The 26481-nt window shown below is 56.5% G+C and carries 24 protein-coding genes; 14 read left to right on the top strand and 10 right to left on the bottom strand.

The features are described from left to right. Positions 1-62 precede the first annotated feature (62 nt). From KOSB73_RS30125 to KOSB73_RS30110, 4 genes are all read left to right on the top strand, one after another. A complete protein-coding gene (locus KOSB73_RS30125; protein WP_064343343.1) occupies positions 63-923 on the top strand; it encodes a ketose-bisphosphate aldolase in 861 nt (286 codons plus the stop codon). Positions 924-973: 50 nt separating this feature from the next. Then, positions 974-1906 carry an ROK family protein gene (locus tag KOSB73_RS30120; protein WP_024359695.1) on the top strand — a complete coding sequence of 311 codons (933 nt, stop codon included), beginning with the start codon at positions 974-976 and terminating at the stop codon, positions 1904-1906. Next, a complete protein-coding gene (locus KOSB73_RS30115) occupies positions 1887-2561 on the top strand; it encodes a D-lyxose/D-mannose family sugar isomerase (RefSeq protein WP_024359696.1) in 675 nt (224 codons plus the stop codon). The genes KOSB73_RS30120 and KOSB73_RS30115 overlap by 20 nt, the downstream gene beginning before the upstream one ends. Before the next feature lie 159 nt (positions 2562-2720). Continuing rightward, positions 2721-3452: a MurR/RpiR family transcriptional regulator gene (locus KOSB73_RS30110; protein WP_004126732.1), complete on the top strand. Its 732-nt coding sequence runs from the start codon at positions 2721-2723 to the stop codon at positions 3450-3452. A gap of 92 nt (positions 3453-3544) precedes the next feature. Here the strand turns inward: KOSB73_RS30110 and KOSB73_RS30105 are convergent, their stop codons facing one another. The 4 genes from KOSB73_RS30105 to KOSB73_RS30090 form a co-directional block, all read right to left on the bottom strand. Then, positions 3545-4924: a family 4 glycosyl hydrolase gene (locus tag KOSB73_RS30105; protein WP_082237933.1), complete on the bottom strand. Its 1380-nt coding sequence runs from the start codon at positions 4922-4924 to the stop codon at positions 3545-3547. 13 nt (positions 4925-4937) lie between these two features. Beyond that, on the bottom strand, positions 4938-6497 hold the full coding sequence (locus KOSB73_RS30100) for a PTS transporter subunit EIIC (RefSeq protein WP_004137673.1): 1560 nt from the start codon (positions 6495-6497) through the stop codon (positions 4938-4940). A gap of 194 nt (positions 6498-6691) precedes the next feature. Continuing rightward, positions 6692-8407 (bottom strand): AsmA family protein, encoded by a 1716-nt coding sequence (locus KOSB73_RS30095; RefSeq protein WP_064343342.1) that lies wholly within the window; start codon positions 8405-8407, stop codon positions 6692-6694. A 145-nt stretch (positions 8408-8552) separates the two neighbouring features. Further along, positions 8553-9944: a nucleobase:cation symporter-2 family protein gene (locus KOSB73_RS30090; RefSeq protein ID WP_004137676.1), complete on the bottom strand. Its 1392-nt coding sequence runs from the start codon at positions 9942-9944 to the stop codon at positions 8553-8555. A gap of 287 nt (positions 9945-10231) precedes the next feature. Between KOSB73_RS30090 and gltS the strand changes: the two genes are divergently transcribed. Continuing rightward, the gene (gene gltS, locus KOSB73_RS30085) at positions 10232-11434 is read left to right on the top strand and encodes a sodium/glutamate symporter (RefSeq protein WP_024359700.1); all 1203 of its coding nucleotides are present in this window, start codon (positions 10232-10234) and stop codon (positions 11432-11434) included. A gap of 99 nt (positions 11435-11533) precedes the next feature. On the opposite strand, the gene glpK is transcribed toward gltS, so the two are convergent. Next, the gene (glpK, locus tag KOSB73_RS30080; RefSeq protein ID WP_004126722.1) at positions 11534-13045 is read right to left on the bottom strand and encodes a glycerol kinase GlpK; all 1512 of its coding nucleotides are present in this window, start codon (positions 13043-13045) and stop codon (positions 11534-11536) included. 21 nt (positions 13046-13066) lie between these two features. Then, positions 13067-13918: an MIP/aquaporin family protein gene (locus KOSB73_RS30075; protein ID WP_004106970.1), complete on the bottom strand. Its 852-nt coding sequence runs from the start codon at positions 13916-13918 to the stop codon at positions 13067-13069. A 442-nt stretch (positions 13919-14360) separates the two neighbouring features. Between KOSB73_RS30075 and zapB the strand changes: the two genes are divergently transcribed. The 8 genes from zapB to KOSB73_RS30035 all read left to right on the top strand — a co-directional run bounded on the left by zapB (position 14361) and on the right by KOSB73_RS30035 (position 22482). Continuing rightward, positions 14361-14606: a septal ring assembly protein ZapB gene (gene zapB / locus KOSB73_RS30070; RefSeq protein ID WP_009652751.1), complete on the top strand. Its 246-nt coding sequence runs from the start codon at positions 14361-14363 to the stop codon at positions 14604-14606. A gap of 150 nt (positions 14607-14756) precedes the next feature. Then, entirely contained in the window at positions 14757-15746 is a 990-nt protein-coding gene (locus tag KOSB73_RS30065; RefSeq protein WP_004137680.1) for a sulfate ABC transporter substrate-binding protein, read from the top strand. Between the two features lie 165 nt (positions 15747-15911). After that, positions 15912-16673 (top strand): CDP-diacylglycerol diphosphatase, encoded by a 762-nt coding sequence (locus KOSB73_RS30060; RefSeq protein WP_098141438.1) that lies wholly within the window; start codon positions 15912-15914, stop codon positions 16671-16673. Positions 16674-16939: 266 nt separating this feature from the next. Then, positions 16940-18274, top strand: a complete 1335-nt coding sequence (locus KOSB73_RS30055) for an MFS transporter (protein WP_049086947.1) — start codon at positions 16940-16942, stop codon at positions 18272-18274. Positions 18275-18284: 10 nt separating this feature from the next. After that, a complete protein-coding gene (locus tag KOSB73_RS30050) occupies positions 18285-19244 on the top strand; it encodes an aminoimidazole riboside kinase (protein WP_049086948.1) in 960 nt (319 codons plus the stop codon). A gap of 9 nt (positions 19245-19253) precedes the next feature. Then, positions 19254-20294, top strand: coding sequence for an ADP-ribosylglycohydrolase family protein (locus tag KOSB73_RS30045; RefSeq protein WP_024359703.1), 1041 nt, complete (start codon positions 19254-19256; stop codon positions 20292-20294). A 62-nt stretch (positions 20295-20356) separates the two neighbouring features. Continuing rightward, positions 20357-21079, top strand: coding sequence for a GntR family transcriptional regulator (locus KOSB73_RS30040; protein ID WP_004137691.1), 723 nt, complete (start codon positions 20357-20359; stop codon positions 21077-21079). 98 nt (positions 21080-21177) lie between these two features. Beyond that, on the top strand, positions 21178-22482 hold the full coding sequence (locus tag KOSB73_RS30035) for an SLC13 family permease (RefSeq protein ID WP_004137693.1): 1305 nt from the start codon (positions 21178-21180) through the stop codon (positions 22480-22482). Positions 22483-22591: 109 nt separating this feature from the next. Here the strand turns inward: KOSB73_RS30035 and tpiA are convergent, their stop codons facing one another. Together tpiA and KOSB73_RS30025 are read right to left on the bottom strand one after the other, a co-directional pair. Beyond that, positions 22592-23359: a triose-phosphate isomerase gene (tpiA, locus tag KOSB73_RS30030; protein WP_004126701.1), complete on the bottom strand. Its 768-nt coding sequence runs from the start codon at positions 23357-23359 to the stop codon at positions 22592-22594. Between the two features lie 108 nt (positions 23360-23467). Beyond that, complete coding sequence (locus KOSB73_RS30025) at positions 23468-24067, bottom strand: DUF1454 family protein (protein WP_049089287.1); 600 nt, start codon at positions 24065-24067, stop codon at positions 23468-23470. Positions 24068-24179: 112 nt separating this feature from the next. Between KOSB73_RS30025 and KOSB73_RS30020 the strand changes: the two genes are divergently transcribed. Further along, the gene (locus KOSB73_RS30020; protein WP_049086954.1) at positions 24180-24608 is read left to right on the top strand and encodes a DUF805 domain-containing protein; all 429 of its coding nucleotides are present in this window, start codon (positions 24180-24182) and stop codon (positions 24606-24608) included. Here KOSB73_RS30020 and fpr read toward each other — a convergent pair whose 3' ends face one another. Beyond that, positions 24609-25355 carry a ferredoxin--NADP(+) reductase gene (fpr, locus tag KOSB73_RS30015; protein WP_004137698.1) on the bottom strand — a complete coding sequence of 249 codons (747 nt, stop codon included), beginning with the start codon at positions 25353-25355 and terminating at the stop codon, positions 24609-24611. It abuts the gene before it with no gap. A 95-nt stretch (positions 25356-25450) separates the two neighbouring features. Beyond that, the gene (gene glpX / locus KOSB73_RS30010; RefSeq protein ID WP_004137701.1) at positions 25451-26461 is read right to left on the bottom strand and encodes a class II fructose-bisphosphatase; all 1011 of its coding nucleotides are present in this window, start codon (positions 26459-26461) and stop codon (positions 25451-25453) included. Positions 26462-26481 lie beyond the last annotated feature (20 nt).

The following is a 26481-nucleotide window of genomic DNA, read 5'->3' as shown; positions in this document are numbered from 1 at the left end:
TTCCATGCCGGCGCCCGTATGCCCTGGCAAGGCTTACTACACCCTGAAACTGGAGAATAACGATGTTAGTTTCAATGCACGAATTACTTAAACCCACCCGTGAACACGGTTTTGCTATCGGCGCATTTAACGTGGCGGATAGCTGTTTTATTCGCGCTGTGGTGGAAGAGGCGGAAGCGACAAATACGCCGGCGATTATTTCCATTCACCCCAGCGAGCACGATTTTGTTGGCGACGCGTTTTTTAGCTACGTGCGGGATATCACCCAGCGCAGCCGCGTGCCTTTCACCCTGCATCTGGATCATGGCGCATCGGTGGAACATGTTTTACGTGCTATCCAGTGCGGCTTCACCTCGGTGATGATCGATGGCTCGTTGCTGCCCTATGAAGAAAACGTGGCCCTGACCCGCGAGGTGGTGCGGCTGGCGCACGCGGTAGGCGTGTCGGTGGAAGGTGAACTGGGGACCATCGGCCAGACCGGGACTTCCGTGGAAGGCGGCGTGTCAGAAGTGACCTATACCGACCCGGCGCAGGCGGAAGATTTCGTCGCCCGCACCGGCGTGGATACGCTGGCGGTGGCGATTGGCACCGCGCACGGTATCTATCCGAAGGGGATGCAGCCGAAGCTGCAGATGCACATTCTGCGCGATATCGCCGGACGTCTGTCGATTCCGCTGGTGCTGCACGGCGGCTCGGCTAATCCGGATGCGGAAATTGCGGAATCCGTTACGCTTGGCGTCGGCAAAATCAATATTTCCAGCGATATGAAGTATGCCTATTTCCAGAAAGCGCGCGAAATTCTGGCAAAAGAGACCTGGTGGGATCCGAATGTGATTTACCCGGAGCCGATAAACGCCGCGCGCGAGGTGATTCACCACAAAATGAAGCTGTTTGGCTCAACCGGCAAGGCCAGCCTGTACTAATCCCGCGGCGGGGCGGGGAAACCTGCCTCGCTATGAATAAGGAGGCCGGTATGAAGTATTTGGGGCTGGATATCGGCGGGAGCAAAATCGCCGCCGTAGTGATGGATGAACAGGGCCATGAATGGAGGCGTTTTCGCGTTGAAACGCGAAAACAGACCCGGCAGCAGTTTATTGCAACGCTGGTGGAGTTAATCACCGCGATTGGTGATGAGCTGGCTCAGCCTTTGGCTATCGGTATCGCCCTGCCGGGGAGTATCTCCCCGCAGAGCGGCAAGATCCGCAATGCCAATATTCAGGTCATCAACGGCTGCCGCTTACAGGATGAGCTTGAGCAGCGCCTGGGCCAGCCGGTTGTGCTGGCGAACGATGGCAACTGTTTCGCTTTATCAGAGGCCTGCGATGGCGCAGGCGCCGATTATTCACTGGTATTTGGCATGACGCTGGGGACCGGATGCGGGGGCGGTATTGCGCTTAATCGCCAGATTTTCCCCGGCGCGTCAGGGATTGCGGCGGAGTGCGGGCATATCACGCTGCCGGGATATCAGGAGGTCAACGATGGGCCGCCCGCGCGCTGCTATTGCGGAAAATATAACTGCGTCGAGTCCTTTATTTCCGGCACCGGGCTGAGCGCGCGCTATCGTCTGCTGACCCAAGAGGCGCTCAGCAGTCAGGCTATTATCGCCCGGGCGCTGGAGGGCGAGCATGCCGCCTGCGAGCAGGTGCTGCGCTTTCGCCAGCAGCTGGCGCGGACGCTGGCGACGGTGGTGAATCTTATCGATCCCGGCGTGATTGTTCTCGGCGGCGGTCTGTCTAACGTGGCGCTGCTGGTGAACGACCTGGAGGCGGATGTCGCCCCGCTGGTGTTTACCGACCATTTCATTACCCCCATCGTGCCTGCCCGACATGGCGACAGTAGCGGCATGCGCGGCGCAGCCTGGCTAGCCGTCCGAAGCGGAGTCGAAAATGAAACGTTCACAGATTAACTACGCGATTGATAAAGCGCACGCTATCGCCGAGTCCTTTCGCATTTGCTTACCCGAGTTTGCCAGCTTTACCGCCGATATCTGGGCGAAAAAGCGGACTGAAGAGTGGCGAGAAGTTCGGGATCTACAGCTTGGCTGGGATATTACCGATTTTGGCAGCGGCCGTTTTCAGGAAACCGGACTGACGCTGTTGACCCTGCGCAATGGCGCGCCGGGCGATTCGCGCTATCCCAAACCCTACGCCGAGAAGATGTTGCAGATTCAGCAGGATCAGCAAACCCCCTGGCATTTTCATTATCACAAAATGGAAGACATTCTGAACCGCGGCGGTGGCCGGCTCTGTCTGCAGCTGGCATGGGCAACAGAAGATGAACGGCTGGATATGCAGCGCAGCGTGAGCGTCGCGGTTGATGGCCGCCAGCGCACGCTGAAACCGGCAGAAACCCTGGTTCTTAACCCCGGACAGGGTGTTTGCTTGCCGCCCACGCTGTACCACCGTTTTTGGGCTGAAAACGCGCTGGTGATGGGCTGGGAAATTTCGATGGTGAACGATGATAAGCGCGATAACCGTTTTCTGGAAGAGAGCGGCCGCTTCCCGATGATTCAGGAAGATGAACCAAAAAAATGGTTATTGTGCAGTGAGTATGGGTGCTGAAAAAAGATAGACATTGCCGAATCCACCACCCTCTTTAGCGGAGGGTTTTTTTATTCCATTTTGTCTAAAAAAGTAACGTTCATTTCATTCTGGTGATTGATGACACAGACGCCAGCGCCGCCGGGTGATAGCGTAGTTTAGCGCTGAGAGGAGCCCGGTATGGATTTAGAAAACATCTTTCGTGACGTGAAGCTAAGCAAAACGGAAATGACCGTGCTGCGTTTTATTCAGAACGATCCTGAGCAATGCGTTCGCGAGGGGATCCGCGCCGTGGCGGAGCACTGTTATAGCAATCCCTCTTCGCTGGTGCGCCTGGCGAAGAAGCTGAAATTCAGCGGCTGGCTGGAGTTGGTCTATTTTATTAAATTCAATATCACCATGCCCAAACTCGATGTGACCAACGACATCGATTATATGAGCATTCAGCCGGCGGAGCGGATAGCTCCGCTGCTGGAAAGCCTGCAACATCACCGCATTTTGATTCACGGTAGCGGCTTTTCGCAGCTGATCGCCCAGTATATCTACAATAAATTTTTGGTGACCGGGGTGAATGCCAGCCTGGCGCTGTGGCCGGATTACGAAATTCTCGAGCAGAAGAACGCCGCCAAATTTGATTCGATCTGGATTATTTCCAAATCCGGACGCAGCAGTTCGGCGCTGAACTGGGTGAAAGCGCTGGAAGGCAAGGAGATTAACCTGGTCTGCTTTACCGGCGATTATCAAAGCCCGCTGGCGCAGGCGGCGGATACGGCGTTTATCATTCATGACCCGCAAAAGTTTGATGACGATATTTACTGGAGCAATCCGTTTTTCGGCTACTGCATACTCGGCTTTGAGCGGCTGCTGAAGATGTGGTTTATGCAGGCGGGCCTTCCCGGAGGCGGCGCCTGACGCGCCTGTCCGGGCTACCCGGCCCGCAGTCGGCGGCGAACCCGTAGCCCGGATAAGGCGTTAGCCGCCATCCGGGGGATTTTACCGGACGTTTATTGCCAGTCGGCGAACTGCTTATCGTCGAGATAGGCTTCAACCAACGTTTTCGCCAGCGAATACGAGCCGACCAGCGGATGCGCCATTAGCGCCCGTACCGCCAGCGATTTATCGCGCTGCAGAATCGCCGCCACCGCCAGCCGCTCATACTCTTTCACGCTGGCGATCATATTTTTCTGCGCCGTCGGCACATGCTTCGGTGTCACTGGCTTCAGGCCGTCTTTACTCAGGTCGCAGCTGATCTCAATCACATCATCCGGGCGCAGGAAGTCCAGCGTGCCGTTGTTCGACATCGACACCACGATACGCTTGGTGGCGGTGCTGTTGACCGCCTCCAGAATATCCAGCGCCACGCCCGCGTAGCCGCCGGTATCCGGCTCCTCGATAAACTGCTTTAAGGTCAACGGCTCGCGGGTATGGAATTTTTCCTGCTGCGACTCGTTCTGCATATAGCTATTTTCCCGGCGCAGATAGTGCTTCATCCAGAGGGTAAACGCCGCTTCCGGGTTGGCTTTCACATCCACGGTCCGCAGCTCTTCGCGCATATCGTGATTGATGCGGGCAATCTGCTCGCCGCGGGTTTCCGGCGCGTTCTGAATCGCTTTTAAAGCCACTTCGCGATAGTAGTAGTAATAAAGATATTCATTCAGCAGCTGCTTATCGCACAGCTGAACCAGCTCCGGTGAAAAGTACTGCATTGCCGTCTTGCGATACAGGTCCGGGCTGGCGATCAGGCGCTCGGTGACATCCTCGCCGCGCACGGTGAAGTGGGTAAACCAGGAGAAGTGGTTCAGCCCGTAGCACTCGACGCCGAGATCGCGCTCGTCGCAGCCGAGGATTGCCGGCAGCTCGCGAATCAGCTCCGACGGCGCGTCGCAGATGCCGTACACCCGACGCTTAAAGCCGGATTTGATAATCGCCTCGGTGACCAGGCCCGACGGGTTGGTGAAGTTAAACAGAATGGCGTCTTCGGCGGCATGTTCTTCAATCAGGCGGCAGTAGTTGAGAATCGCCGGAATGGAGCGCATCGCCATGGCGAATCCGCCCGCCCCGGTGGTCTCCTGGCCCAGCGTATTGTGCTCCAGGGCGATACGCTCGTCGCGGATCCGGCTCTCATCGCCGCCGACCCGCAGGGTGGTGATCACATAGTGGCTATTTTTCAGCGCCGGCACCGGGTCGCTGGTCACGCTGAAGTGAATATCCGGGCGAATAGCATTAAACACATAGCGGGCAATCTCGCCGAATATCTCCAGGTTCTCCGCGGAGCTGTCGAGAAATACCACTTCCGTTAACCCAATGCGGTGCGCATTATATGCCAGAGATTTTGCCAGAAACGCAGAGCGAACGCCGCCCCCGCCTAATACGGTTAATTTCATAAATCACTCCCAATTAATTTTCTGCTAGCCAGCTATCAACCCGGGAACGAACCTGTCCCACTTTGACGCCGTAAATAACCTGAACTTCATTTCGATTTCGTACTACGCCATTTGCGCCGGTGCTTTTTAATATCGTATCGTCAACCAGATCCATATTATGAATAGCGACGCGCAGGCGGGTGAAACAGTTGTCGACGGAAATAATGTTCTCTTTACCACCCAAGCCATTGATAATTTCGTTAGTCACCGACTGCGGTTCGCCCATTTTTTTACGATAATCCGCCTTGCTATATAACTTCACGTTTTCATCGTCTTCACGACCCGGCGTTTTGAGATTCAACTTAACGACCAGGGTGCGGAAGATAACGTAGTAGACGGCGAACTGACCGATCCCGATAAGCACGTAGCCGGGCCAGCGCGTCAGGGATACCGGCAGCGGCAGGTTGTAAATCAGGAACTCAATCAGCCCGGAAGCGCCCCAGGGACGCACGGTAAAGATGTCGCAAATCGCCTGCGAGGCCGCGGTTAAGGTGGCGTGGATCACCCACAGCAGCGGCGAAACGAACAGGAAGGTAAACTCAATCGGCTCGGTGATGCCGGTGAGCATGGAGGTGATAATGGCCGGTAGCAGAATCGCTTTGGCCATCATTTTTTTCTCCGGTTTCGCCGTGTGGTAAAACGCCAACGAGGCGCCGGCCAGGCCGAAGATGGTGGTCATCCCCTGCTGCGAGAAACGCAGCGCCTCGTTCATCACCGGGGTTAAATCCGGGTGGCGCATATAGGCGAGGAAAATCGCCTGGGTACCGGAGACGACCTGGCCGTCGACGCTCAGCGTGCCGCCGATTTGCGTGAGCTGGAACGGCGACCAGACGAAGTGGTGCAGGCCGGTGGGGATGAGGAATTTTTCAAAGAAGCCGTAAACGAAGACTCCCGCTACGCCGGCGTTTTTCATAAAACCGGTCAGCGCCGCGATGCCGTGGGTCATAAACGGCCAGAACCAGGTAAAGGCGATGGCGTAGAAAATGACGACCGGCGTCATCGCCACCAGCGTCAGCTTGGCTCCGCCGTACATGGAGAGCGCGCCGGGTAGTTCAATCGTCGAGACTTTGTTATGCACCCAGGCGATGGTGCAGCCGAGAATAATCCCGAGGAAAACCCCCATATCGACCACCACAAAGCCCAGCAGCTGAGTCTGCCCGGTACCGTAATATTCGCCGTTAATTTTTTCCGCAAGGCCGTGGGTATGCTCCAGCCACGAGTGGTTAGCGCCAAGAAACATGATAAAACACATTACCGAAACCAGCGCGACTTCGGTTTTTTTATCTTTTGCCAGACCATAGCTAATGCCGACGCAAAAGAGTAATCCCAGATTGCCGAATAAAGGCCAGAAGGTATCGCCGAGGAGCTGTCCGAGCTGGTGTAAAAAACTGGTCTCCGAAATTAATGTTGGGTTAGTTAAGACTGAACTGAGTGCCAAAATTAAGCCAATGACCGGCAAGAACAATACTGCGCCGATCATTGCTCTGGAGAATTTTTGCATATTCTCCAGAATACGCTGACGTATTACGGACATGGTTGTTCCTTTATTTTTGTAGGTTCAGGGACTTTAATTATTTTTTTAACTTCCAGTATTTTTGTTATAGCAAGTCCGTTATTTGAAAGGAACAGGTTGCGGGAAATAGGTACAAACAGCCGCTTAATGGCAACAGGTTTCGCGAATGGAACAGGCCCCTCTCCCGTGGGGAGAGGGGGGAGGGAGAGGGAAAGTCAGGGAGTCGTTGTCGCCGGTGCTGAAGGGGGCTGGGTGCTGGAGACCTCCCCGTTGCGCATCACCTGCGCCACCTGCTGTTTCTCCATATTTATCGCGCTAAGCTGCCCGTTGACGGTCGGCTTCAGCGGCACATCCGCCTGCACGCTGCCGGTCGCCGTCAGCTGAAGGTTCCCGTCGCCGGAAACCGGCAGCGCGGGCCAGCCCCACGCCTGCAAAATATTCAGCGGCACGCCGCGACCGTTGAGGCTCAGGTTGACCTGGCGCTGCGGGAGCTGCGACACCGCCGCGGTGGCTTGCAGGATCCCACGCTCGGTAAAGGCGCTGAGCTCGTTAACGTTCACCGTTGAGGCGTTGGCGCTCAGCTTCAGCGACGGGCGGCGGACGTCAATCCGGTTAAACGTCGCGGCGGCGGCGTTCAGCGTCGCGCTACCGCTCCACACGCCCCAGCTGCGGTTTTTCACCAGCTGCAGCTCGCCGCCGTAGCCGTCAAGCGCGGTGATTTGCCACGGGAACGCCGGTTCAATATCGATAATCAGGTTGCGGCTGGCGCTGAACTTTCTCAGCGTCAGGCTTTGCAGCCAGTCGGGCAGCGGCGCCATCCACAGCTGCTTCCAGTTGTCCGGCAGGGTGTATTCCAGCCCGGCGAACGCCGCGTCATCCAGCACCAGGGCGTTGCCGGCGCGCAGCCAATTGCCGGATGTGCGCACCATGCCGCCCTCCCAGCGTGAGGTGAACTGGCGCAGCGCGATGCCCTGCGGTGAGAACCCGGCGTTAAGGATCGGGTCGAGGAAGTGCAGCGAGCCGTAAATAAACTCGTTGGCGTTCATCGACAGCGTACCCTCCTGGCTTTGCCAGTCGCCGCGGCTCAGGGTGAGGTTGCGCAGATTAAGGTCGAGACCGGCGATCGCCCAGTCAGGCCCCTGCAGGCTAGCGTCGGTGACATCAAGGCGGCCAATCTGTAGCGAGGGCAGGGTAGTCAGCGGCGCGAAAAAGTCGGCGAGGGATTTATCGCTTTGCAGGCGGATTTCGCTGAGGCGCAAATTATCGACCTGCCAGCCGCCGTCGGCGCTGCGTTTCGCCGTGCCGGTGAGCGTACCGCGGGCGACGTCCGCTCCAATGGTCGAGAGGGACACTTCGCCGTTATCAATATTCCCCTGAATCAGCACGTTGCTGGCTTCAATACCGTTGAGCGTCATCGAACCGGCGCTGATCTGAATCTGCGTTTTCTTGCCGAGCACGTTGCCCGCTTCCGGCGCCCACGGGCTGACGCCGCCGGTGACGCGCTGCGCGCTCAGATCCCAGTCGCTCTCCGGGCTGTTGAACGCCATATTGCGCAGCTGCAGACGGTCGGCGGCGAACGGCAGCGCCGCAGAGGAAGGGGAAAAGTTTAGCGTGCCGTCGCTGAGGACGATTTCGTCGGCATGCAGCGGGTCGCTAAACTGGCGGCTGCTAAAACCAATATCCACCGTTTGCGCCACCAGTGTGGCGGGTTTGCCGTCGCGGCCGAGGGTGACGTTTTGCAGCTGCAGGTGCATCGGCGAGGAGAAATTATGGTTCATCTTGTTGAAAGAAACCTTCCAGCCGGTGCCGTCGCTTAGCCAGGCGCTGGCCTGGCGCCCACCCCACTGGGTTTGCAGCAGGAAGTAAGCGGCAATAATCACCACCAGCAGGGCAATCAGCAGCCAGAGAATCAGCTTTCTGAGAAATTTCATGATCTTCGATCCTGAGCGAGGCACATAAGGCTGTTATGCCCGAATTATGCGCAATCCTCAAGACAGGAATTGTGTAATGAGATGATGTGAGATTGATGATGCAGACGCCCCGGCCAGCATCGCGCGGCCGGAGCGTCAGAGAGGATCAGTTTTTCTCTGGCGGGAAAATCAGATTCAGCACAATCGCCGTGATACCGCCAGCAGCGATACCCGAGGAGAGCAGGTTCTTCAGCCAGTCAGGGGCGAACTGCAGGATCAGCGGCTGCTGGGAGACGCCAAGGCCGACGGCCAGCGACAGGGCGATAATCAGGATCGCCCGGCGGTTCAGCGGCTCGCGGGAGACGATACGCACGCCGGAGGCGGCAATGGTGCCGAACATGACCAGCGTCGCGCCGCCGAGCACCGGCTCAGGAATATGCTGTACAAAACCGCTCACCGCCGGGAACAGCCCGAGCACGATCAGCATCAGCGCGACCACGAAACCGACATAGCGGCTGGCGACGCCGGTCAGCTGTATCACGCCGTTGTTCTGGCCAAAGCAGGAGTTCGGGAAGGTATTGAATACCGCCGAGACGAAGGAGTTCAGGCCGTTAGCCAGCACGCCGCCCTTCAGACGCTTCATATAGAGCGGGCCGGAAACCGGCTGCTCGGAGACGTCAGAGGTGGCGGTAATATCGCCGATGGTTTCCAGCGAGGTAATCATAAACACCAGCATCAGCGGCAGCAGCAGGTTCCAGTCGATGCCCAGCCCGTAGTACAGCGGCGTAGGCACCATAATCAGGCTGCTTTCCGTCGGCGCGGTATTGGCCGGCAGCATATCGAGCAACCATGCCGCCAGGTAGCCGGCCGCCATCGCGATAACCAGCGAAGCGATGCGCAGATATGGGTTGCGCTGGCGGTTAAGGATAATGATCAGCGCCAGCACGATGCCCGCCAGCAGCAGATTTTTCGGCGCGCCGAAGGTGTGATCGGCCATAGCCGCGTAGCCGCCGCCGATGGAGGTCAGGCCAACCTGAATCAGCGACAGGCCGATAATCATCACCACCACGCCGGAGACCAGCGGGGTAATAATGCGGCGGGCGAGATGCAGGACGCGGGAGAGAACCATCTCCGTACAGCTGGCCAGCATCAGGGTGCCGAACAGCGCGGCCATCATGGTCGGAACATCGGCGCCGCCGGTTTTCAGCGCGGTGCCGCCCATGATCAGCGGCGCGACGAAGTTAAAGCTGGTGCCCTGAATTGAGAGCAGACCGGAGCCGACCGGGCCCCAGGCTTTGATTTGAATGATGGATGCCACGCCGGAGGCGAAAAGGGACATGCTGATGATGTGTTGCGTATCCTGAGCCGGAAGGCCCAGGGCCTGGCAAATTAACAGCGCCGGAGTGATGACCGCGACAAACATCGCCAGCAGGTGCTGGAACGCGGCGAACAGGGTTTGCGGTAGCGGCGGGCGGTCTTCGAGGCGGTAGATTAATTCGCTGGTTTGCTTGTGCGCAACCGGTTGCGCATTTTCTGACTCTGCGGTGTTAACGGACATCACAACAATCCCAAAGGTGGCAAAGCGGGGATTTTATCGGACTGTAGACCAAAAGCAAACGTTTGCCACTCGTTAGCGATAAATATTTATACAAGGAATAGGCAACAAACATTTATTAACATTTTGTATGCTTGATCGCATCAATATCCCTACAAAATATCTTTTCCTGTCCTTTTTTCCACACTTCTGCTTAAAATCCCTTCCCGATTACTCATGATGAGAAGCAATCGACACCGGGAATATCGTCGCGTGTGAATGGATCATGCGCCTATAAGGAGCTCTTTTTTATGTTTCATCTCGATACCTTATCGACGCTCGTTGCCGCAACTTTAGTGTTGCTACTGGGTAGAAAACTCGTTCAAACCGTTCCTTTCCTCAAGAAATACACCATTCCTGAGCCCGTCGCGGGCGGCCTGCTGGTCGCGCTGGCGCTGCTGGTATTAAAGAAAAGCATGGATATCGAAATTGATTTCGATATGAGCCTGAAAGATCCGCTAATGCTGGCGTTCTTCGCCACTATCGGCCTCAACGCCAACCTCGCCAGCCTGCGGGCTGGCGGTAAAGTCGTGGGGACGTTCCTGATTGTGGTGGTGGGGCTGCTGCTGCTGCAAAACGCCCTCGGTATCGGCATGGCGAAGCTGCTGGGCCTCGACCCGTTGATGGGGCTGCTGGCCGGTTCGATTACCCTTTCCGGCGGCCACGGCACTGGCGCGGCGTGGAGTAAGTTGTTTGTTGAGCGCTATGGTTTCGCCAACGCCACCGAAGTGGCGATGGCTTGCGCAACCTTCGGCCTCGTCCTTGGCGGCCTGATCGGCGGGCCGGTGGCGCGCTATCTGGTTAAGCACTCTTCTTCCCCTGACGGCACACCGGACGATCAGCTCGCGCCGACCGCGTTTGAAAAGCCGGATATGGGGCGCATGATCACCTCGCTGGTGCTGATTGAGAGCATTGCGCTGATCGCCATCTGCTTAACGGTAGGGAAGATCGTTGCGCAACTGCTGGCGGGAACCGTATTTGAACTGCCCACTTTCGTTTGCGTATTGTTTATCGGCGTGATCCTGAGCAACAGCCTGTCGGCGCTGGGGCTGTATCGCGTGTTCGATCGCGCGGTGTCGGTGCTGGGTAACGTCAGTCTGTCGCTGTTCCTGGCGATGGCGCTGATGAGCCTGAAGCTGTGGGAGCTGGCGTCGTTGGCGCTGCCGATGATTGCCATTCTGGCGGTGCAGACGGTAGCGATGGCGCTGTATGCGGTGTTTGTGACCTACCGGATGATGGGTAAAAACTACGATGCCGCGGTGCTGGCCGCCGGCCACTGTGGTTTCGGCCTCGGCGCGACGCCGACGGCGATTGCCAACATGCAGGCGATAACCGACCGTTTCGGTCCGTCGCACATGGCGTTTCTGGTGGTGCCGATGGTGGGCGCGTTCTTTATCGATATCGTTAACGCGCTGGTGATTAAGCTCTATCTGCTGCTGCCGGTATTCGGCTGATAAAAACCCGGAGACGCTGCGCTACAGGCCAGCGCGGTTTTTGGTTTTGGTAGCCCGGCTAAGGCGTTTACGCCGCAAGCCGGGAATACCTCAACAAACTTACGCTTCGTCGTGCTCTTCCCACGCCAGCGCGCGTTTTACCGCTTTCTTCCAGCCGCTGTAGCGATAGTTACGCTCGGTGGTTTCAATTCCCGGACGGAACTCGCGCTCGATAACGGCTTTCTCCTGCAGCTCATCCAGATTCTGCCAGAAACCGACCGCCAGACCGGCCAGATAGGCTGCGCCCAGCGCGGTGACTTCACGGACTTCCGGGCGCTCCACGCGGGTGCCGAGAATATCGGACTGGAACTGCATCAGGAAGTTGTTGGCGACCGCTCCGCCATCAACGCGCAAGGCGTGCAGTCGGATCCCCGAGTCAGCCTGCATCGCTTCCAGCACGTCGCGGGTCTGATAGGCAATCGACTCCAGCGTGGCGCGAATAATGTGGTTGGAGTTTACGCCGCGGGTCAGGCCGAAGATCGCGCCGCGGGCGTACGGGTCCCAGTACGGCGCGCCGAGGCCGGTAAACGCCGGAACGACGTACACGCCGTTGGTATCCTTCACTTTGGTGGCGAAATATTCGGAATCGAACGCGTCGCTAATCAGCTTCATCTCATCGCGCAGCCACTGAATGGAGGCGCCCGCCATAAACACCGCGCCTTCCAGCGCATAGTTCACCTCACCGCGCGGACCGCAGGCGATGGTGGTCAGCAGGCCGTGCGTTGACGTCACCGCTTTCTCGCCGGTATTCATCAGCATAAAGCAGCCGGTACCGTAGGTGTTTTTCGCCATTCCTTCTTTAACGCACAGCTGGCCGAACAGCGCCGCCTGCTGGTCGCCGGCGATACCGGCGATCGGAATACGCGTCCCGCCCTTACCGCCGATGTTGGTCTGGCCGTACACTTCGGAAGATTTGCGCACTTCCGGCAGCATGGCGCGCGGGATATCCAGCGCGTCGAGCATTTTGTCGTCCCAGTCCAGCTCGTGGATATTGAACAGCATGGTACGCGAGGCGTTGGTGTAGTCGGTCACGTGAACGCGTCCCTGGGTCATTTTCCAGATAAGCCAGGTATCTACGGTGCCGAACAGCAGCTCGCCGCGTTTAGCGCGCTCGCGCGCGCCTTCGACGTGGTCAAGGATCCACTTCACTTTGGTGCCGGAGAAGTAGGGGTCAACCACCAGGCCGGTGGCCTTGCGGATGTACTCTTCCATGCCGTCGCGCTTGAGCTGCTCGCAGATTTCGGCGGTACGGCGGCACTGCCAGACGATAGCGTTATAAATCGGCTTGCCGGTTTCACGCTCCCACACGATGGCTGTTTCACGCTGGTTGGTGATACCGATCGCCGCGATTTCATCGGAGCTAATATCGGCTTTTGCCAGTACTTCGACCAGCGTAGAGCTTTGCGATGCCCAGATCTCCATCGGGTCGTGTTCAACCCAGCCTGGGCGCGGATAAATTTGTTCGAATTCTCGCTGAGAGACGCTGACGATATTGGCATCGTGATCCATTACCACGGCGCGGGAGCTGGTGGTGCCCTGGTCGAGCGCTACGATATATTTTTTGTCGGTCATAGTATGAGTCCCGTAGTCAGATTACAGCGAAGCTTTGTGTTGCGTCGTAGAGGGGGATGCGGCTTCTTTCTCTTCGACGACGCAGGTGTCGCAAGGCAGGTGGCGGCCAATCAGCTTGCGGTAGCAAAATGCGCCCAGCGCAGCACCGACGATTGGCGCGCACAGCGGCACCAGGAAATAAGGAATATCTTTGCCGCCGGTGAAAGCGACATTGCCCCAGCCTGCCAGCCAGGCGAAGGCTTTCGGTCCGATATCACGCGCCGGGTTCATGGCGAAGCCGGTCAGCGGGCCCATGGATGCGCCGATAACGGCGATCAGCAGACCAATCAGCAGCGGCGCCAGCGGGCCACGCGGCACGCCGTTGCCATCGTCGGTCAGCGCCAGAATGACGCCCATCAGGATAGCGGTAATCACCATTTCTACCGCGAAGGCCTGCACAAAATTGATATGCGGGTTCGGGTAAGTAGAAAAAATGCCTGCCAGCTCGAGACTTTCGACGCTACCGCGCACCATATTGTGGGTATGTTCGAAATCGAAGAAAAGATTGTAATAAAGCCCGTAAACTAAAGCCGCAGCGCAAAAGGCGCCAGCGAATTGCGCAATGATAAAAGGAACAACTTTACGACCGTCAAAACAGGCGAACAGCCACAGCGCGATGGTGACCGCCGGGTTAAGGTGCGCACCGGAAACCCCTGCGGTCAGGTAAATCGCCATGGCGACGCCCAGACCCCAGATGATGCTGATTTCCCATTGACCGAAGCTGGCTCCCGCGACCTTAAGCGCAGCGACGCACCCAACGCCGAAAAAGATCAACAACCCGGTACCGAGGAACTCTGCGATGCACTGGCCTTTTAGTGTTGATGTTTGGCTCATAATCGAATCCTGAAGCGTAGTGATGATTATTGTATGTGTGAAGGTCGCAGGCGACCACGCTGCCATGTAGGCATAGTGTTAATTTATCGTTAACGAACAAAAACGAGAAATATCGAAATTCAAATGTGTGTACCACGTCAAGAAAATGAGCGTTTTCGCGCCATAAACGCGTGTTCGGTCGTTTGCGGGAGCGTTTCACCGCGCATTTTTTTACGCCTTGATTAACAATTACGAAAAACTGCCGGGTAAAAGCGGCGAACGGACCAGGTAAAGGCTGAAAAGTGTCGCAAACCGCAATCTACGCGGGTTGTCGCTGGACAGGGGCGACGGGGCTTCATACAATCGACTACATCACCACTGTAGTGCGCTAATTTTCGTTAAGGCGTCAACGCGTATACGAAACGGACGGTTTCTATCAACGCCTTGCAAGTTCAGGAGAGGTATGACGATGTCATTAGAAGTGTTTGAGAAATTAGAATCTAAAGTTCAGCAGGCGATTGATACCATCACTCTGTTACAGATGGAAATCGAAGAGCTGAAAGAGAAGAACAACACGCTGGCGCAGGAAGTACAGAGCGCACAGCACAGCCGTGAAGAGCTTGAGCGTGAAAACGGTCAGCTGAAAGAACAGCAGCAGGGCTGGCAGGATCGTCTGCAGGCGCTGCTGGGCCGTATGGAAGAAGTCTAACGCTTCCCGCCCTCTCCCGTTCGGGAGGGGGCAACACTTCCCCGTTCTATATACTCGCAAGTTATAGCCAATCTTTTTTTATTCTTTAATCATCAGTCCGCTTTCTGGCACGCTTAATCCATCACAACACTACATAAAGAGAGCGGTGCGATGAATAAGTGGGGCGTGGGGTTAACTCTGTTGCTGGCATCCGCCAGCGTTCTGGCAAAAGACATTCAACTATTAAACGTTTCTTACGATCCGACGCGCGAGCTGTACGAACAGTACAACAAAGCTTTTAGCGCCCACTGGAAGCAAGAAACCGGCGACAACGTGGTGATTCGTCAATCCCACGGCGGCTCCGGCAAACAGGCGACCTCGGTGATCAACGGTATTGAAGCCGACGTGGTGACCCTTGCGCTGGCCTATGACGTCGATGCAATTGCCGAACGCGGCCGAATCGACAAAAACTGGCTGAAACGTCTGCCGGATAACTCCGCGCCGTATACCTCCACCATCGTGTTCCTCGTACGTAAAGGCAACCCGAAGCAGATTCACGACTGGAACGACCTGATTAAACCAGGCGTGTCGGTGATTACCCCGAACCCGAAAAGCTCCGGCGGCGCGCGCTGGAACTATCTGGCGGCCTGGGGCTACGCCCTGCACCAGAACAATGGCGACCAGGCGAAGGCGCAGGAGTTCGTAAAAGCGCTGTTTAAGAACGTCGAAGTGCTGGATTCCGGCGCCCGGGGCGCGACGAACACCTTCGTAGAGCGCGGGATAGGCGATGTGCTGATCGCCTGGGAAAACGAAGCCCTGCTGGCGACCAATGAGCTGGGTAAAGATAAATTTGAGATCGTGACGCCGAGCGAATCGATTCTCGCCGAGCCGACGGTTTCCGTGGTGGATAAAGTGGTCGACAAGAAGGGCACTCGCCAGGTGGCGGAAGCGTATCTGAAGTACCTCTATTCGCCGGAAGGCCAGGAGATTGCGGCGAAGAACTTCTATCGCCCGCGTGACCCTGAAATAGCGAAAAAATACGCCGATGAGTTCCCGAAACTGAAGCTGTTCACCATTGATGACGTGTTTGGCGGCTGGACGAAAGCGCAGAAAGAGCACTTCTCCAACGGCGGCACCTTCGACCAGATCAATCAGCGTTAAATAGCCTCTTCTTATTCCCGGCAGCGGTGAGTTTGTCGGGAATAGGGGGTAGCCCGGACAGGCGCATAGCGCCGCCTCCGGGAAAACACACCGAACCTCTTCCTGTTTTCATTTAGTCATCAAACTGCGTTACTCTTCCGTTTCTGGCTGAGACAGGAAAATAGAATGCGAAGAGTACGATACCTTTTATTAGCGCTGCTGGTGGCGGTTGTGGCGGCGATGGCCGGCGGCTACTACTGGCTCCATTCCGGCAACCCTGACGCGTTGCGCAAAATTGTTCTGCAACAGTGCGTCCCCAATCAACAGCAGCGCCAGAATTCCGCGCCCTGCGCGGAAGTGAACCTGAAGGGCGGCTATGTCCTGTTTAAAGACCGCAATGGCCCGCTGCAGTATCTGCTGATGCCCACTTACCGCATTAACGGCACCGAAAGCCCGCTGCTGCTCAATCCCCTGACGCCGAACTTCTTCTGGCAGGCCTGGCAGGGGCGTGAAATCATGAGCCAGCATCGTGGTTCCGCCGTATCGGATGACGCGGTCTCCTTGACCATCAACTCGCGCAGCGGACGCACGCAAAATCATTTCCATATCCATATCTCCTGCTTGCGTCCCGATGTCCGTACTCAGCTGGACAAGGAAGCGCCCGCTATCAGCAGTCGCTGGTTGCCGCTGCCCGGTGGACTACTGGGCCACGAATATCTGGCGCGCCGGGTCACCGAAACGGAGCTGGCGCAGCGCAGCCCGTTCCTGATGCTGGCTGAAGAGGTGCCGGAAGCGCGCGAACATATGGGGCGTTTCGCGCTGGCGATGGCGAAGCAGAGCGACGGCTCGCTGGTGCTGCTGGCGACCGAGCGTAACCTGCTGACGCTGAATCGCGCATCGGCGGAAGAGATTCAGGACCATAGCTGCGCCATTCTGGCATCCCGTTAATTTCCTTTACGTTCCCGCCATTCATTATCTCCTTGATTCTTATCCCGGTTTAACGTCGGGGTAGGATCGGGTGTATAAAAATATGTGAAACCGATCAAAAGATATAAAGGTATACCTTTATATCTTTTTGAGGATCGTTACACTCTCTTCATAGCCTCCATTGCATGTCTGACTGGTGGCTTATTTATAAAAACGTTTTTATTTCATGTAGTGACATCATTAATTGTTCCCTCTATTTGCGCGGCTAAGCGTAAAGGAATATCAACATGAAACTTTCTATCGTGGAAAAAATCGGCTTCGGCGCAGGAGATATGGCGATAAACGTTGTGATCATCGCCATGCAGCTGCTTCTCGCCTATTTTTATACCGATATCTACGGCCTGAGCGCCGCTGATGTCGGCGTACTTTTCGTGGTTGTGCGGATGATCGATGCCATTATCGATCCGGCCATGGGCGTCCTTACCGATAAGCTGAATACGCGCTGGGGACGCTATCGCCCGTGGCTGCTGTGGTTTGCCATCCCTTTTGGCTTCGCCGTTTATTTAATGTTTATCACGCCTGATATGGTTTATATGGCCAAGCTGGCGTGGGCCTATGGCACCTATATTCTGATGACCCTGGTCTATACCGCTATCACTATTCCCTATATCTCGATGATTGGCGTGATTACCAGCGATCCCGTGGAACGGCTAAGCGCAAACGGCTATCGCTTTGTGATGACCAAAATTGCCGCTTTCCTGGTCACTATTGTCGTCCCGATGCTTGCCGTCTGGCTGGGGCAGGGCAACAAGGCGCTGGGTTACCAGTTTTCTATGGGGCTAATGGGCGCGATGGGGGCCCTGCTGTTTATCTTCTGTTTTCTCACCACCCGTGAACGTAGCGAGCCGGAAATTACTTCGCTATCGGTAGGGAAGCAGTTTAAGTATCTGTTACGTAACGATCAGTGGATTATTCTTGGGGTTGTTATTTTATTGCTGATGTGCGGTTACGTTATTCGCGGTTCCGTCGCGGCCTATTATGCCAAGTATTATCTTAATGGCGGCGATAGCCTGATTTCACCTTTTCTGACTACCGGCGTTGTCGCCTCTATTCTGGCGATGATCGCCACCACCTGGATAACCAAGTTCTGGGATAAAATTAAGATGTTCCGCTACACCCAGATTATTACCTTTGTACTAAGCGCGATGATGTATTTCTTCGTCGGGCGTGAAAATCTTATCCTGGCATTTACATTCTATTTTCTTATTAATTTCTTCTGCGATATGCAAATGCCGGTGTTCTGGTCCTCTATCGCCGAAGCGGTGGATTATGGCGAAAAGAAAACCGGGCTGCGGGTATCCGGCCTCGCGTTTGGCGGCATTCTCTTCTTCCAGAAGTTTGGTATGGGGATCGCGGGGGGCGTACTGGGATTTCTGCTGAGCCACTTTGGCTATCAGGCCGACGTTGAACAGAGCGCGCGTTCGCTCACCGGTATTGCGCTGATGATGACGCTCATTCCGGCACTGTTCCATCTTGCGGTTGGGCTGCTTATGAAAAAGTATCTGATTAATAACGAATATTATCGTGATATTCAGCTCGCCCTTGCGCAAAAACAGGCATAAGGAGGCGTAAATGAATGCCATGAATAAGGTTTGGGCGATCGGAGACGCCTCCGTAGACCTGGTACCGGAAAAACAGAACAGCTACCTGAAATGTCCCGGAGGCGCTTCGGCGAACGTGGGGGTCTGCGTTGCCAGGCTGGGCGGAACGTGCGGTTTTATCGGCTGCCTTGGCGACGATGACGCCGGGCGTTTCCTGCGCCAGGTTTTTCAGGATAACGGCGTCGATGTCTCTTCGCTGCGGCTGGATGCGAGCCTGACCAGTGCGGTACTGATCGTCAATCTGACGGCTGACGGCGAGCGCAGCTTTACCTATCTGGTGCATCCGGGGGCTGATACCTACGTTTCACCTCAGGATCTGCCGACGTTCAGAAAATACGAATGGTTTTACTTTAGCTCCATTGGTCTCACCGACAGTCCCGCTCGCGAGGCATGTCTTGAGGGCGCGCGAAGAATGCGGGAGGCCGGCGGCTACGTTCTGTTTGATGTCAACTTGCGCAGCAAGATGTGGCGCAATACCGCTGAGATCCCTGACCTGATCGCCCGCTCCGCTGCGCTGGCGTCTATCTGCAAAGTCTCGGCCGATGAGCTGTGTCAGCTGAGCGGCGCCAGCCACTGGCTGGATGCGCGGTATTACATGCGCGATCTGGGCTGTGATACCACCATCATTTCGTTGGGGGCCGAAGGGGCGTTGCTCATCACCGCCGAGGGAGAGTTCCTTTTTCCCGCCCCGCGCGTGGAGGTCGTCGATACCACCGGAGCTGGCGATGCCTTTGTCGGCGGCCTGCTGTTCACGCTTTCCCGCGAAAACTACTGGAATCATGCCTTGCTGGCGGAGGCCATCAGCAATGCCAACGCCTGCGGCGCAATGGCGGTGACGGCAAAAGGGGCAATGACCGCTCTGCCGTATCCCGACCAGCTCAATACTTTTCTGTCCAGCCGTTCGCTGGCACAAGCCATGACCGTGAAATAAGGAGTCATCATGCACGTTGATCAAAACAAAATACTGGGATGCCTGGTAGGCGCCGCTGCAGCGGACGCGATGGGCGCGGCGACGGAAGTACGGACCCAGCAGCAAATTAAGGACTATTTCGGCGGCTGGGTAACGACCTTTCAAAAACCGCCAGCGGATACGTTTGGCCGCTGCAACGAAGCGGGTATGTGCACGGATGATTTTATTCAGGCGAAATACATTATGGACGCGCTGCTGCGTCATCAGCGCCAGGTCAGCGATGAGGCGATGCGCGAGGCCTTCCAGCAGTGGCTGGATTACCCTTACTACGCCAACTTTACCGGCCCGACGACGCGTGCGGCAATGAAAGCGATATTCAATGACAATCGTGCCTCCTTGCAGGGCGATCTTGAAGGCGAAAAGCAGTCGGTACAGATTATTAATAAGGGAAACGCGGAAGCCACCAACGGCGCCGCCATGAAGATTTGGCCGGCGGCGGTGCTGCATCCGGGGGATATTGACGCGGCGATTCACTGCGCGCTGCAGATTTGCCGCTTTACGCATAATAACGTGCTGGCGATGTCCGGCGCAGCGGCGATGGCGGCGGCAACCAGTGAAGCATTAAGATCGCAGACCAATGCGGACACCATTATTGCCGCCGGTATTTATGGCGCGCAAAGAGGCTATCTGCTGGCGCAGGAGCAAGGAGCGATGATGGTGGCAGGCCCATCCGTTGCCCGACGCATCGAGCTGGCCGTGGCTATCGGTCAACGCCATCGTCATTGGGAAACGGCGGTGGTGGAACTTGCCGATATTATTGGTTCCGGGCTGCACGTCAGTGAAGCCGTACCGGCGGCCTTTGGCCTGTTCGCGTGTTGTCCGAATTCTGCCGTAGATGCTATTATCTCCGGCGTTAATATCGGCAATGATACTGATACTGTCGCTACCATGGTTGGAGCGATTTCCGGCGCATTCCATGGCGTGGAGGCTTTTCCCGCCGATTATTTAACGACCGTGGATCGTATGAATCATTTCGATTTGGCACAACTGGCCAGGCAAATCGCAGGGTAGCGAATTCACCCTGCCGGGGACGGTAAAACGTCCCCTGCTGGCGAAGACGTGAGGTGCGCAGTTTGCAGGTTGATAAAACGAGCTTTACTCCGCTTTATAAGCAACTATTTTTTATCATCTGTCAGCAGATTCAGAATGGGTCCTTGCCGTTAGGCAGCCAGCTGCCGACGCAAAAAGAGGTTGCCAGAGCCTATAACGTCTCGCTCATCGTGGTTAAACAGGCCTGGAGCGAATTAATCAATGCGGGCATTATTTCGTCCCAGCGCGGAAGCGGATCGGTAGTGTGCTCAGTGCCGGAGGGAGTGAGCTACGGCCACACGTTTCGCGGCATTACCAGCGATCTTCAGGATGCCAGCGTCGAGATAGAGAACCGTATTCTTGAGATTGCGCCGCGTCGCGCGCGTGACGCTCAGGCAGATGGTTTGAGCCTGCCCGCCCATCATCATTATCTCTATATCTCGCGTATTCGTTGCCTGAATAATCGTCCGTTTAACCATGAAAAGATCTATCTCGATCTTAGCTTCTTTCCCGATCTGCAGCTCACGCCAGAGGCGCTGGAACATACGTCGCTTTATTCGCTATTAAACGTCACCAGTGACTCGGCGATTGAAAAGGTTGAGGCGATCTTACCTTCCCCCGACCTGTGCGAAAAACTGCAGATCGCGGCGAATAAACCACTATTATCCGTCGCCAGACAGACGTTTCAGGCCGGGCATAACAGCCCTTTTGAATATTGCCGTTATTACGTGCTGTCGGAATACTTTGGCGAAATTCATTATCACTAATCTGCCCGCACCGGTGTTGTCATAACCCCACTATATCTGGCGTTTACCTGTCCTGTTGTCCGTCGTATTCTTGCTGAAAAAAACGACAGGAGACAGGTATGTCGCTCTGGTTTTCCCACCCTCTGTTCCTTCCCTCTATCATCGTCGGCATCACTATTCTCCTCTGGGCGACCTCTTTACTACCGGAGTTTATGACCGCGCTGCTGTTTTTTGCCGCGGCGATGATCGCCAAAATCGCGCCGCCGGAGGTGATTTTCGGCGGCTTTGCCTCATCGGCGTTCTGGCTGGTGTTCAGCGGCTTTGTGCTGGGGATCGCTATCCGCAAAACCGGACTTGCGGACAGGGCGGCGCGGTCGCTTTCGTCGCGGCTGACCGACTCCTGGCCGCTGATGGTCGCCAGCGTGGTGCTGCTCAGCTATGCCTTGGCGTTTGTGATGCCGTCCAATATGGGACGTATCGCGCTGCTGATGCCGATTGTGGCGGCAATGGCCAGGCGTGCCGGTATTGAAGAGGGGACGCGCCCGTGGTTTGGCCTGGCGCTGGCGGTGGGGTTCGGTACCTTCCAGCTGTCTGCCACCATCCTACCCGCCAACGTCCCGAATCTGGTGATGAGCGGCGCGGCGGAGGGATCATATGGTATTCACCTGAATTACCTGCCCTATTTACTGCTGCATACGCCGGTGCTCGGCTGGCTCAAAGGCGCTGTGCTGATTGCATTAATATGCTGGCTGTTTCCCGGAAAACCGCACCCGCCGCGCGACATGACGCCGCTGCCGCCGATGAGCCGCGATGAGAAGCGCCTGGCGTGGCTGCTGGCGGTGGTGCTGACGCTCTGGGTGACCGAAAGCTGGCACGGCGTGGGGCCGGCCTGGACGGGGCTGGCGGCGGCGGTGGTAACGCTGCTGCCGCGGGTCGGCTTTATCAGCGGCGAGGAGTTTTCCAGCGGCGTGAATATCCGCACCTGTATTTACGTTGCCGGCATTCTCGGGCTGGCTATCACCGTGACCCAAACCGGTATCGGCGGCGTGGTGGGCAATGCGCTGCTGCAGATTATGCCGCTGGATAAAGAGAGTCCGTTTACCAGCTTTCTCGCGTTGACCGGCATTACCAGCGCGCTGAACTTTATCATGACCGCCAACGGCGTACCGGCGCTGTATACCACCTTCGCGCAGAGCTTCTCCGATGCGACCGGCTTCCCGCTGCTGAGCGTGATTATGATTCAGGTGCTGGGGTACTCCACGCCGCTGCTGCCGTATCAAGCGTCACCGATTGTGGTGGCGATGGGGCTGGGGAAAGTGCCTGCAAGGGCGGGAATGCTGCTGTGTATCGCGCTGGCGGCGGTGAGCTATTTGATTCTGCTGCCGCTGGACTATCTGTGGTATCAGGCGTTGGGGAAACTATAGCGGGGTAAAAAACCCGGCTTGCGCTGTGCTGAGCCGGGCTACAAATATTGCAGATTTCTGGTCAGTAGCCCGGTTGCGAAGCGCGACCGGGGGTAGCCTTTAAAGCGAATTACGCTTTTTTCGCGGCTTCTGCTGCTTTAACGATCACCGCGAAAGCGTCAGCTTTCAGAGATGCGCCGCCAACCAGTGCGCCGTCGATGTCCGGCTGGGTGAACAGCTCCGCTGCGTTGCCCGCGTTAACGGAACCGCCGTACTGGATGATCACTTGTTCAGCCACTTTCGCATCGGCTTTCGCGATGTGATCGCGAATGAATTTGTGCACCGCCTGGGCCTGAGCCGGGGTAGCGGATTTGCCGGTACCGATCGCCCATACGGGTTCGTAAGCGATAACCACGCCTTCGAAGGCCGCCGCGCCCTGAGTTTTCAGAACGGCGTCGATTTGACGGGCGCACACTTCTTCGGTTTTGCCCGCTTCGTTTTCCGCTTCGGTTTCACCGATGCACAGAACCGGAATCAGACCCTGCTCTTTCAGTACCGCGAATTTTTTAGCGATCAGCTCGTCGGACTCTTTGTGGTAGGTACGACGCTCGGAGTGGCCGATGATGATGTACTGAGCGCCGATGTCTTTCAGCATTTCAGCGCTTGTTTCGCCGGTGAATGCGCCGGACAGGTTCAGGTCAACGTTCTGCGCGCCCAGGTGAATGTGGCTGCCGGCAGCGGCTTGTTTCGCCAGGTCGATGTACATTTCAGGCGGAGCAATTGCAACTGCACAGCCGGTCACGCCAGCCAGTTCGGTACGCAGGTTTGCGACCAGTTCGTTTACCATGTGGCGGCTGCCGTTCAGTTTCCAGTTACCCATCACTAAAGGATGTCGCATTTTTATTCTCCACGCTTCAAAGCGAATTAAGGAATATAGCCGCCCCCGAGGGCAGCATGGTCTGTGAAACAGTATAGAGATTCATCACTGGAAAGGCTTTGCTTTTTGTCATTTATTGTTGTTTTCCAGCGTTTCAGATAGCGCCAGCTTAATCGGTTCAACAGCGAAGGTCAGCCCCTTTTCGCCGTTGTCTGCCACCACATAGCGCACCGCGCCTTCGGTTTCGCTGAAGTAACGTTTGCCTTTTCCGGTGGTCAGCAGTTTTTGCAATTTTTGCTGGCTTTGCGTCTGACTTAGCGTGGGCACAAAAGCGCGCATCACGGCGCTCATATACTCCAGGGCCCTGGCTTTCGCCGCTTTCTGCTGCGGCCCCTGAATCGGTAGCCAGGTTATTTGCATCGATTTAATTTTGAGGGTTCCACGTTCAAGCGCGGTCGACGCGTAGAGGTTCTCATTGATCTTGGTGGCGGCGCGGGTCAGGTTCGCCTGGTCTTTGCTGGCGGCGACGGCGCGAAATTCATTGAGCGTTAGCTTCGGGTTATCGCGATTGAATTTTTCCCGAAACTCGCTGATGGAAATATCAAAGACCGGCGCGCCGGAGAGAAGATAGGGTGCCGTAGCGCTGGCGTCTGACTCGGCGGACAACGCCTTTTGGCCAACGGATAACGCCGCCAGCCCAATCAAACATAAGGTTGCCCACTTCTTCATGCCCATCTTCCCTTTTTTTATCTGCTGACGATTAAAACGAGAACCGTCACGCTTGTCAAAAAGTCACGCCTTCAGGGTAAACTACGTCGGTGATGATGATAAGGAATAAAATATGACCCTACAGCAGTGGCTATTCTCAATTAAAGGGCGGATTGGACGTCGCGACTTCTGGATCTGGATCGCTATCTGGATAGTGACCATGAGCGCGTTGTTCACGCTGGCCGGCAGTAATCTTCTTAATCTACAGACGGCGGCTTTTATTCTGGTGTGCCTGCTGTGGCCGACGGCGGCGGTGACTATTAAACGCCTGCACGATCGGGGTAAATCCGGGCTCTGGGCGCTGCTGATGATTCTGGCGTGGATGCTGCTGGCGGGCAACTGGTCAATGCTGCCTGTGGTCTGGCAGTGGGGCGTCGGGCGGTTTATACCGACGCTGATTATCGTCATGATGCTGATCGACCTGGGCGCGTTTGTCGGCACCCAGGGCGCGAATAAGTTTGGTAAAGAGACGCTGGACGTGCGCTGGAAAGCGGAATCCTGATTACCAGTAGTGTTCGGCGGTCATATGACCCGGTCGGCGCCGCAGGTGCTTGCTCATCTGCCGGGTCTCTTTCAGCAACTGCTGAGTGTCGCGCACCATCTGCGGGTTACCGCACAGCATAACGTGGCTGCTCTCGGCGTTCATCGGCAGGCCGACGGCCTCTTCCAGCGCGCCGGTTTCAATCAGGAACGGGATGCGCCCCGTGAGCATGCCCGGCGCGGTTTCCCGGCTCACGACCGACTGGATGCGCAGCTTGCCCGCATAGCGCGCTTCCAGCGCCTGCATCTGCGGCAGATAGCTGAGATCGGCGGCATATCGCGCGGCGTGCACCAGTACCAGGTTTTCAAAACGATCCAGGTCTTTCCCTTCTTCGAGAATCGACAGGTACGGGCCAATCGCCGTGCCGGTAGCGAGCATCCATAGCGTGTCGCAATCCGGTACCTCTTCCAGGACGAAGAAACCGGCGGCTTCGCTGACAATCTGCACTTCGTCGCCCGGCTTCAGTGCCGCCAGCCGTGGGCTGAGCTTGCCCTCCGGAACCGTCACCAGGTAGAACTCAAGATCGGGATTGCCGGGGGCGTTGACGTAGGAATACGCGCGCTGCACGCGTTCACCGTCAATGTCCAGGCCCAGCTTGGCAAACTGACCTGCGGTAAACGGCGCAACCGGTGCGTGAACGGTGAGGCTAAACAGCGCATCCGTCCAGTTTTGAACCTTTACGACTTTGCCTGTAACCCAGTTTGCCATAGCGTCTCTCCTCTCAATCCTGTTAGCGTATCTTCACCGCGACGAGAGCAGATTTCCAGCCCGAAAAGGCTGGAAAGCTCTATTGATCAAATGTTTTACAGGATGTGCAGCTGGATATCCGGATCTTTGCGATCGAGATAATGAATCGACTGAATACGGCGAATTGTGCGGGATTTGCCGCGGATCAGCAGGGTTTCGGTGGTGGCCATATTGCCTTTACGGGTGATACCGTCCAGCAGATCGCCTTTGGTGATGCCGGTCGCCGAGAAAACGACGTTGTCGCTGCGCGCCATATCGTCCAGGCGCAGCACTTTGCCGGCTTCAATGCCCATTGCTTTGCAGCGTTCCAGCTCGTTTTCGCCGATGCGGCGGTTCTCTTCGCTGTCGCCCTTCACGTGGTGACGCGCCAGCAGACGGCCGTTCATATCGCCGTCCAGCGCGCGGATCACCGCTGCGGAAACGACGCCTTCCGGCGCGCCGCCGATACCGTACATAACGTCAACTTCGCTGTCCGGCATGCAGGTCAGAATAGAGGCGGCAACGTCGCCGTCGGGGATGGCGAACACGCGCACGCCCAGCTTTTGCAGCTCAACAATGACGTCGTCATGGCGCGGCTTGGCTAAGATGGTGACCGTTAATTCGCTCAGCGGCTTATTCAGCGCGCGGGCGATGTTATGCAGGTTCTCCGCCAGCGGCAGGTTCATATCGATGGTACCTTTCGCCCCCGGGCCGACAATCAGCTTTTCCATGTACATATCCGGCGCGTTCAGGAAGCAGCCCTTATCGCCTACCGCCATGACCGCCAGCGCGTTGGCCTGGCCCATCGCCGTCATGCGGGTGCCTTCGATGGGATCGACGGCGATATCTACCGCATCGCCGTGGCCGGTACCGACGCGCTCGCCGATGTACAGCATCGGCGCTTCGTCGATTTCGCCTTCGCCAATCACAATGGTGCCGTCGATGTTGATCAGGTTGAGCATAATGCGCATGGCGTTGACGGCGGCGCCGTCGGCGGTGTTTTTATCACCACGGCCTAACCACTTGTAGCCTGCCAGCGCGGCGGCTTCGGTGACGCGCGAAAATTCGATGGCCAGTTCTCGTTTCATAATCCACTCATCTGAATAAA

The organism is Klebsiella grimontii, assembly GCF_900200035.1.
GTDB classification, from domain to species: Bacteria; Pseudomonadota; Gammaproteobacteria; order Enterobacterales; family Enterobacteriaceae; genus Klebsiella; species Klebsiella grimontii.
The sequence above is the reverse complement of the archived record's forward strand: the minus strand, read 5'-3'. Positions and strand labels throughout refer to the sequence as shown.